Source organism: Streptomyces sp. NPDC059718 (assembly GCF_042733315.1).
In the GTDB taxonomy this organism is placed as follows: domain Bacteria; phylum Actinomycetota; class Actinomycetes; order Streptomycetales; family Streptomycetaceae; genus Actinacidiphila.
Genome location: NZ_JBHWGA010000065.1, coordinates 42003 through 48675, shown reverse-complemented (window position 1 = coordinate 48675; position 6673 = coordinate 42003). Strand labels below are relative to the sequence as shown.

Below are 6673 nucleotides of genomic sequence, written 5' to 3'. Positions count from 1 at the left end.
CACCAAACCCTGGTCAACTGCGCTTTCTCCTTCTGCTGGGATCAATGGTTCGACCCACCCGGACCGCTGGATGCCACCGCGCCGGACCCCTGTCCAGAGGAGGGGCCAGAGGGGGGGGACCAGACATACCCCACCAGGCCCAGCAGCCTTGCTGGCCCAAGGCCTTACGCGCTATCCGGTCCTGGCTCACCCCAGCCATCACCCTCACCCGATGGTGGCAAGCATGGACCGACACCGACCCACCCCATGAGCTCCAGGCCCTGATCGACGCGGTGACCACCGGACACGGCATCGACCTTTACCTCGGGATTTAACGAACTACCGGTAACCATGCAGGTTGGCGAGTGGGGTGCTGAGTTCGTAGGCGATGTCGGCCCATGACCAGCACTACGGCTCTCGCTTGCCTGTCAAGAAGGCGGCCATCCAACTGAAAGGTCTGCCGCGTGGGGCCGATCTTGTCGCGGCCAAAACCTGGAAGCAGAGTTGCTGTTCTGGAGCGTGCGTCCGTACGGCGAGGTGAGGCTAGACCTCGGCTCGCGCCTGACACCGGGGGTGGCCTATAGGAAAAGCAGGGGTTGATGGCAGTCCGGCAGGTCGCTGAGGAGGCGTTCTCGGCGACCTGCGAATCGGGACTTGGCTCTACCTACGGCTTGGTGAGGTGAAAGACGTCCGGGGGCTGCTGGCACCACTGGTCAAAGGGGTCGTTGGCGACGGCCTGGAAGATGCGGCTGGCGGATGCCTCGAAGGCCTCCCGGCTTCCCCAGAGGGCGAGGCCGACGAGACGGTCGCTGTTCTGGTCGCGCCAGGCTCCGATCTGGATGAGTCCGGGGGTGCCCTGGGCGGCGTCGTCGACGCGGTGCATGGAGGCGAGCAGGTCGTCGGTGTGCTCGGGCTTGGGGTGGTGGACGGCGAGGTGGACGAACATCAGCGTGCCCCTGCCTTCTCGGCGTAGTAGCCGAGGAGCTCGGCCCAGCCGTGGCTGTAGCCGGTGTGCATGCTCGGGCCGGCGGAGGGGACACGGTCCCAGCCGCCGTGCTCGACGATCACCCGGGTACCCTGACCCGCCGCCTCGAAGCGGACCTCGACCTCGGTGGTCTCGGAGGCGCCCCAGTCGCCCTGGCGCCAGGTGAACACGAGCCGTCGGCCGGGCTCCCAGACCAGTACGCAGCCGATCTCGAAGCCCTCGCCGCTTTCCTGGTCATGGACCTCGATCAGACGGCCGCCGACCTGCGGTTCGAAGCGCAGTTCCTGGCCGTGTTCGGCGTCATTCCAGTAGGGGGTGCCGCGCTTCCACCAGGCGCCGATGTCGGCGGTGAAGACGGTGAAGGCGGTGTCGGGGTCCACGGCCACCTCGATGGAGGCGGTGGCGGTTGCGCTGGTGCTCACTCAAGTGTTCCTTTGCTCATGCGCTCGGCATGTTCCTTGAAGGCACCGAGCTGGTCGTTCCAGAACGCCTGGACCTGGTCCAGCCAGGCTTGCAGGGCGATGAAGGGCTCATGTCGGAGCCGGTAGACGCGGATGCGGGTGTCCTCGTCCACGCCGTGTTCCTGCACGAGTCCGTTGCGGCGGAGGATCCGCAGGTGTCGGCTGATGGCAGGTGCGCTCATATCGAAGGAGTCGACGAGTTCGCCGGCCCGGCGTGGCCGTTCCTGAAGCAGCTCGACGATGCGGCGCCGGGTGGGGTCGGCCAGGGCCGTCAGCGTCGCATCAATATCATTAACCATATGGTTAATGATTAACTGTTGCGTCGCTGAAGTCAACCGCCGTCCAGGTTCTGGCGACGATTTTTGCGACCGCGGGGCTGCGGCTCAGCCGGTGAGGCTGTCGAGTGCAGTCTCTCGGCGTAGTGGGGCCAGACCTCGGCGTGAGCGGAGGGAATGGCCACCCAGTCCTTGAAGGGGCGGTGTTTGCCGGAGGGGTCGAAGAGTTCGGCTCCGGTCAGGGCCAAGGCTTCGGTGTGGGCGGGGGCGCCGTCGCCGAGGCGGAAAGCCAGCAGGTCGCCTTTGAGGCAAGCGAAGGCCTTGCCGTGGGCTTTGAGGGCGCGTTTGCCGAACATCGTGCCAGCGGTGGCGCCGCGCGGGGCGAGGTCGGCGGCGATCTCGTCGAGAAGGATGTCGGGGGTCACGGTTTGGGTCCTTGTGCTGGTGGCGGGGTGAGTTGGTCGCGGCGGCGGGCCAGGTAGTCGCGTTCGGCGTCGTTGCCGACCAGGGCGAGAGCCTGTTCGTAGGCGGCGATGGCTTCGGTGGTGCTGCCCAAGCGCCGCAGCAGGTCAGCGCGGGCGGCTGGCAGCAGGTGGGAGTGTGCAAGCCGGCCGGTGTCCTGCAACTGGTCGAGGAGCCGCAGGCCCGCAGCAGGCCCATCCGCCATGGCGACAGCGATCGCCCGATTTAGCTCCACCATCGGCGAGGGAGCGGTGCGGGCGAGCAGGCTGTAGAGCGCGGTGATCTGCGGCCAGTCGGTGGTGTCGCTGCTGGGCGCGTCCGCGTGAACGGCGGCGATCGCAGCCTGCAGCGCGTAGGGGCCTGGTGGCCGGGACCGGAGCGAGGGGCGGACCGGAACGCGAAGGTGGCCCGGCCGGTGCGTTTTGCTCCGAAGAGCCCCCAGGCACCGGCCGGACCACTCCCGGCGGGAGCTCACGCCCGCTGGAAGGTCCTTCGCCCGCCGACTTGGGGTGTCGGCGATGTGGACCGACCACGCTCCCAAAGCGGGCCAGTCCAGGATGGTCCGACCACACCTCCATGAGGATCGGACCGTCCTTCTTCCCCCGGCCGAAGGGTCTGCGGTCCCCGGCCGGAAGTCGTGCACCCGGGCGTGAGCCCGGGGAGTTCGGGACCGGCGCCCGCCAAGAGGGAGGCGGGCGCCGAGTGAGACCACTGTTACGTACGCGGCGTCAGGTGGCCATGGGACGAGAGCCCTCGCCCCAGCCTTTTTCCATCGTGTGAAAAAAGCCCGCCATCGGATTTCACTCTTCCAGCGCGCGCACGCCGGCAGGCGGACGGAAGGGGAAGGAAGACCGTGGTGACAGCAGGTCCCGCGTGGCCGCTACGCCCCCATGAGGTCTGGTTCATGATGCTGGCCAGGCGCCAGCGGACCGGCTGAGTGCGGCGGCCGCTGCTTTGACAGCTGTGATGTAGTCCCCGGGCGGCTCCGGCATCACCTCAGACGGCTTGAGGAGCAGCAGACTGCCCATCACCGAGTCGTCCCAGAAAATGGGAGCGGCCACGGAGTTCCAGCCGGGTAGGCACTCTTGATAGCCAACGGCGTAGCCGGTGTCCCGGATGGCGCTGAGAGAGGCACACAGGTCGTCGTCGTCCCGGAAGGCTCCCGGGCCTGCGCGGGCTGGGATCGGGGTGGCGAGGACCTGTTTCTGCATGGGCTGGGGGAGATAGGCCAGGATCGCCCGGCCGGGTGCGCCGACGCGCAATGAGCGAGTGATGGAGAGCATGTCGCGGGGCGTCCAGCCGAGCTCTACCAGGTCGCTGTCGCCCACGGCCATGTCAACGCATTGCCGGGTCAGCCCGAAGCTGGCCATGTAGAGCAGGACCAGGCCCTTGTCGGTCACGCGGTGCAGTTCCTGCAGCTGAGTGGTGACTGCGTCTCCGTCGTGCCCGTATGCCGCTGAGGCCTGAAATCCGAGCCGCGCGGTGCCTGGCCCGAGGGCGTAGACGCCACGTTCGGGACGGATGAAGTACCCGTCATAGACTCCGGCCTGCAGGATTCTGCTGACGGTGGAGTCATCCAGACCGGAGGCTTTGGCCAGCTCGGCAAGGCGGGCGGTGGGGCGGCCGATCGTGGTGAAGGCAGCCTGTACAGCAAAGACGCGGCCCGACCGGGTACCGCCGCGCCCGCTGCCGGCCTGCTGGATCCCCATGTGCCCCGAGCCCTTTCTGTCCTGCACTCACGGTCCTACGTCGTGGACCTGTGCCGCTGACGGTGCCATCTCGTTCGGTTCCCAGGGGCGTGAGGCTCCGGGGTTTGGTGCGCGTGCGGTCGTGCTTGGGGCGAGGGCGCCGGGCGGCCGCTGAGCTGCACGGCACCCTCGGACCTCACCAGTTGATGTCGTTCGCTGCGACGCTGGTGTCGGCCGCGCCCGCTTCCACGCTCCAGTTGATGTCTCCGGGCGTGGCATTGATCTGGTTCCAGTTGATGTCTCCCGCCCGGACCGCGCTGCCCTGGTGTGTCACCGCCACTCCAGCAGCGCCAAGCGCCACAAGCAGAGCGGCGGCCAGCGCGGCAGACGAGAGTTTGATCGCGTGGTTCATGTGGTGTTTTCCCCTCTTTGAGCGAGCCTGTGCTGTCGACGGCACAGGCAGTCGGCCTCACCCCGAGCGCGATATTGCAGAAACATGCATCGCGCATTTGTGATGCCGACCCTTAGGGTGACCCGACGTACAACGCCGGAGCAACGGGTTGCCGGTCGCAGAAACCTGCATTGCGCAAAAATGAAGTGCTAAAACAGGGCGAACGGGGCGTATGCATGCATGAGTTGGGGTTGCCGCAGCTGTCACCCGAGGCATGGGAGCTGTACCGGCAAGCGTTGCAAGAACAGGTAATTAGCCCTGATCGCAAGGAAGTTGAGGAACTCGCTCGGCTTGGGGTAGTCGTGCCCGATCCGACGCGGCCCGGCTTCTACATCCCGGCAGAGCCTGACCGTGTGGCCAAGACGTTGCGTGGAGGGGCGGTCCAGGCTCTCTCGGCAGTGACCGGGTATCTCGCGCAGCTGCCGGGGTTCGTGGATGCCATGACTGACGAGTTCCGCCGCGCTCAGCGCACGGAGACGGCAGCAGTGGAGGTCATCACCGAGCACGACGACATCAATGGCCGGCTGGCTCGGGCTTCAGACGCCCTCCAGTCCGACGCCATGACCTGCCATCCGGGTCGACGTGATCGAGTGGTGCTGGAGAACGTGGAAGAGCGCGACGACAAACTGCTCGCGCGTGGCATCAAGCTGCGGACTCTGTACCACCAGAGCAATCGGCCCGACCACTGGACCGGTAGGTGGGTGCGCTTTGTGACGGAGCGCGGAGCGCAGGTACGAACCCTTCCCACCCCGCTGCCAAAGTTGATCATCTTCGATGACCGCGAAGCCTTTGTCGGTGTCTACGAGAACGGTGAGCTGATGCCGGGTGCCCTGCATATCCGGCATGCACAGATTGTGGGGTTCGTGCGCGCCGTATTTGAGTTGCACTGGGAGCGGGCCGAGCCCTGGGTTCCGGGCGTGGAACCGAGCTTGGATCCGGGCGGCGACCAGGCGGAGCGTGGCAGGACTCCCTTCACCACTCCCGAGACCCGGTCAATCCTTCACGGCTTGGCTCAGGGTAAGTCGCAGAAGCAGGTGGCCAAGGAACACGGCATTAGCGAGCGAACGCTGATCAGCCGTCTCAACGTGCTCAAGGCGCGTCTCGACATACCCACGCTTCCCGCACTGATGTTCTGGTACGGAAGGTCGGATGAGCGCTTACTTCAGGACTGACATGCACCGGACAGGGCGGACACTGTCCGCCCTGTCCGGAGCCTTCTGGTCAGGTAGTGGCGTCCAGGGCGAGCTTCTGTGGTCCCGGATGTGTTTCCAGGTCGAGGTGCGCTTGGGCCGCAGAACCCAGGGGGTAGGTCTGGCCGGGCGGCAGGATGAGTGTGCCGTCGAGGATGGTGGTGAACAGGGCGCGCATGCCCATGGCGAGGCCGATCTGATCGCGGCGCAGGTGCGTTAGCCGGAACGCCGACATGGTCAGCGACTGCCCAAGGAGTAGGTCCATGCTGATTGGCGCTGCGCTTGCTGGTGGGCGCCCGTACAGCGCGATCCTGCCCCCAGGGGCCACAGCGGTGGCCAGCGCAGGCACGTCCAGCCCCCCGCTCAGGTCGATGACTGCGTCGACGGGTCCGCCGGCAGCGGCGATGACCTGTCGGTCGAGGTTTCCGGTCCTGCTGTCCACGACGGTGTCCGCGCCGAGCTCCAGTGCGTAGTCCCGGTCTGCCTGGTGTTCGGCCAGTGCGACGACCCTGGTGCCGAGCCTCCGTGCCAGCTGGACCGCCAACACGCCGACGCCCGAGCCTGCCGCCGTGACGACGACGGTTTCCTTCGCCTGGATTTGCGCCGCGGTGACCAGTGCGTGCCAGGCGGCGTTGCCGTCCCGGACGAGGGTGAGCGCCTGGTGGTCATCGATGCCGGCGGGGATGTCCCAGCACGCGTCCAGGGGTATGACGGCCCTTTCGGCATAGCCCCCATGCTCGAGGAGGCCGACAACTCGTCGGCCGTCGTCGGTCACGCCCACCACCTCGGTGCCGAGCGTGCAGGGCAAGGGTGCGTCATCGATGACGCCGGTGCGCGCAAGGACGTCATCGGCGGTAACGCCTGCCAGAGACACGCGGACGCGGACATGACCCACCGACAGGGCGGGCTCCTGAACGTCCTCCAGTTTCAGGACGTCATGGCCGCCGCGTTCACGCATGACGATGGCGCGCACTGTGCTTGTCTCCTCAACTGGTTGGGCACGGGGACCGGTTCCGGCGACCAGGCTAGGGCATAGGGGGCCTTCGGCATCAGGGCCCGAGGCACCCCTCTTTTCTCACTGGGCGAGAAATAGGGCCCCCTTTCTCGCCCAGTGAGAAAAGACGGGAGCCGGTTTCTCGCCCGGTGAGAAACGCCGTTCTGTTACGTGCGGGGCATGTGTTT

Annotated in this window: 9 protein-coding genes and 1 pseudogene; 2 read left to right on the top strand and 8 right to left on the bottom strand. The window is 66.7% G+C overall.

The features are described 5' to 3' along the window. Positions 1 to 250 (top strand): annotated as a pseudogene (locus ACFV3E_RS42020) (IS701 family transposase); the annotation flags it as partial. Between the two features lie 393 nt (positions 251 to 643). Here ACFV3E_RS42020 and ACFV3E_RS42015 read toward each other — a convergent pair. The 7 genes from ACFV3E_RS42015 to ACFV3E_RS41985 form a co-directional block, all read right to left on the bottom strand. Then, entirely contained in the window at positions 644 to 925 is a 282-nt protein-coding gene (locus ACFV3E_RS42015; protein ID WP_500541133.1) for a putative quinol monooxygenase, read from the bottom strand. Beyond that, positions 925 to 1386: an SRPBCC domain-containing protein gene (locus ACFV3E_RS42010; protein ID WP_500541131.1), complete on the bottom strand. Its 462-nt coding sequence runs from the start codon at positions 1384 to 1386 to the stop codon at positions 925 to 927. The genes ACFV3E_RS42015 and ACFV3E_RS42010 overlap by 1 nt, the downstream gene beginning before the upstream one ends. Further along, entirely contained in the window at positions 1383 to 1760 is a 378-nt protein-coding gene (locus ACFV3E_RS42005; protein ID WP_500541129.1) for an ArsR/SmtB family transcription factor, read from the bottom strand. Before ACFV3E_RS42005 ends, ACFV3E_RS42010 begins: the two co-directional genes overlap by 4 nt. Beyond that, positions 1757 to 2125 (bottom strand): hypothetical protein, encoded by a 369-nt coding sequence (locus ACFV3E_RS42000; RefSeq protein WP_500541126.1) that lies wholly within the window; start codon positions 2123 to 2125, stop codon positions 1757 to 1759. The genes ACFV3E_RS42005 and ACFV3E_RS42000 overlap by 4 nt, the downstream gene beginning before the upstream one ends. Next, on the bottom strand, positions 2122 to 2367 hold the full coding sequence (locus tag ACFV3E_RS41995; RefSeq protein WP_500541124.1) for a hypothetical protein: 246 nt from the start codon (positions 2365 to 2367) through the stop codon (positions 2122 to 2124). The genes ACFV3E_RS42000 and ACFV3E_RS41995 overlap by 4 nt, the downstream gene beginning before the upstream one ends. A gap of 697 nt (positions 2368 to 3064) precedes the next feature. Next, the gene (locus tag ACFV3E_RS41990; protein WP_500541122.1) at positions 3065 to 3871 is read right to left on the bottom strand and encodes an IclR family transcriptional regulator domain-containing protein; all 807 of its coding nucleotides are present in this window, start codon (positions 3869 to 3871) and stop codon (positions 3065 to 3067) included. Between the two features lie 175 nt (positions 3872 to 4046). Then, a complete protein-coding gene (locus ACFV3E_RS41985; protein WP_500541120.1) occupies positions 4047 to 4262 on the bottom strand; it encodes a hypothetical protein in 216 nt (71 codons plus the stop codon). 215 nt (positions 4263 to 4477) lie between these two features. Between ACFV3E_RS41985 and ACFV3E_RS41980 the strand changes: the two genes are divergently transcribed. Then, on the top strand, positions 4478 to 5473 hold the full coding sequence (locus ACFV3E_RS41980; protein ID WP_500541118.1) for a hypothetical protein: 996 nt from the start codon (positions 4478 to 4480) through the stop codon (positions 5471 to 5473). 49 nt (positions 5474 to 5522) lie between these two features. Here ACFV3E_RS41980 and ACFV3E_RS41975 read toward each other — a convergent pair whose 3' ends face one another. Further along, on the bottom strand, positions 5523 to 6464 hold the full coding sequence (locus ACFV3E_RS41975; protein WP_500541116.1) for a quinone oxidoreductase family protein: 942 nt from the start codon (positions 6462 to 6464) through the stop codon (positions 5523 to 5525). Positions 6465 to 6673: the final 209 nt, after the last annotated feature.

Bases quoted from the DNA above. Each gene is read 5' to 3' on its own strand.
- ACFV3E_RS42015 (WP_500541133.1), bottom strand. From the start codon at position 925: ATGTTCGTCCACCTCGCCGTCCACCACCCCAAGCCCGAGCACACCGAC.
- ACFV3E_RS41995 (WP_500541124.1), bottom strand. From the start codon at position 2,367: ATGGCGGATGGGCCTGCTGCGGGCCTGCGGCTCCTCGACCAGTTGCAG.
- ACFV3E_RS41990 (WP_500541122.1), bottom strand. From the start codon at position 3,871: ATGGGGATCCAGCAGGCCGGCAGCGGGCGCGGCGGTACCCGGTCGGGC.
- ACFV3E_RS41985 (WP_500541120.1), bottom strand. From the start codon at position 4,262: ATGAACCACGCGATCAAACTCTCGTCTGCCGCGCTGGCCGCCGCTCTG.
- ACFV3E_RS41980 (WP_500541118.1), top strand. From the start codon at position 4,478: ATGCATGAGTTGGGGTTGCCGCAGCTGTCACCCGAGGCATGGGAGCTG.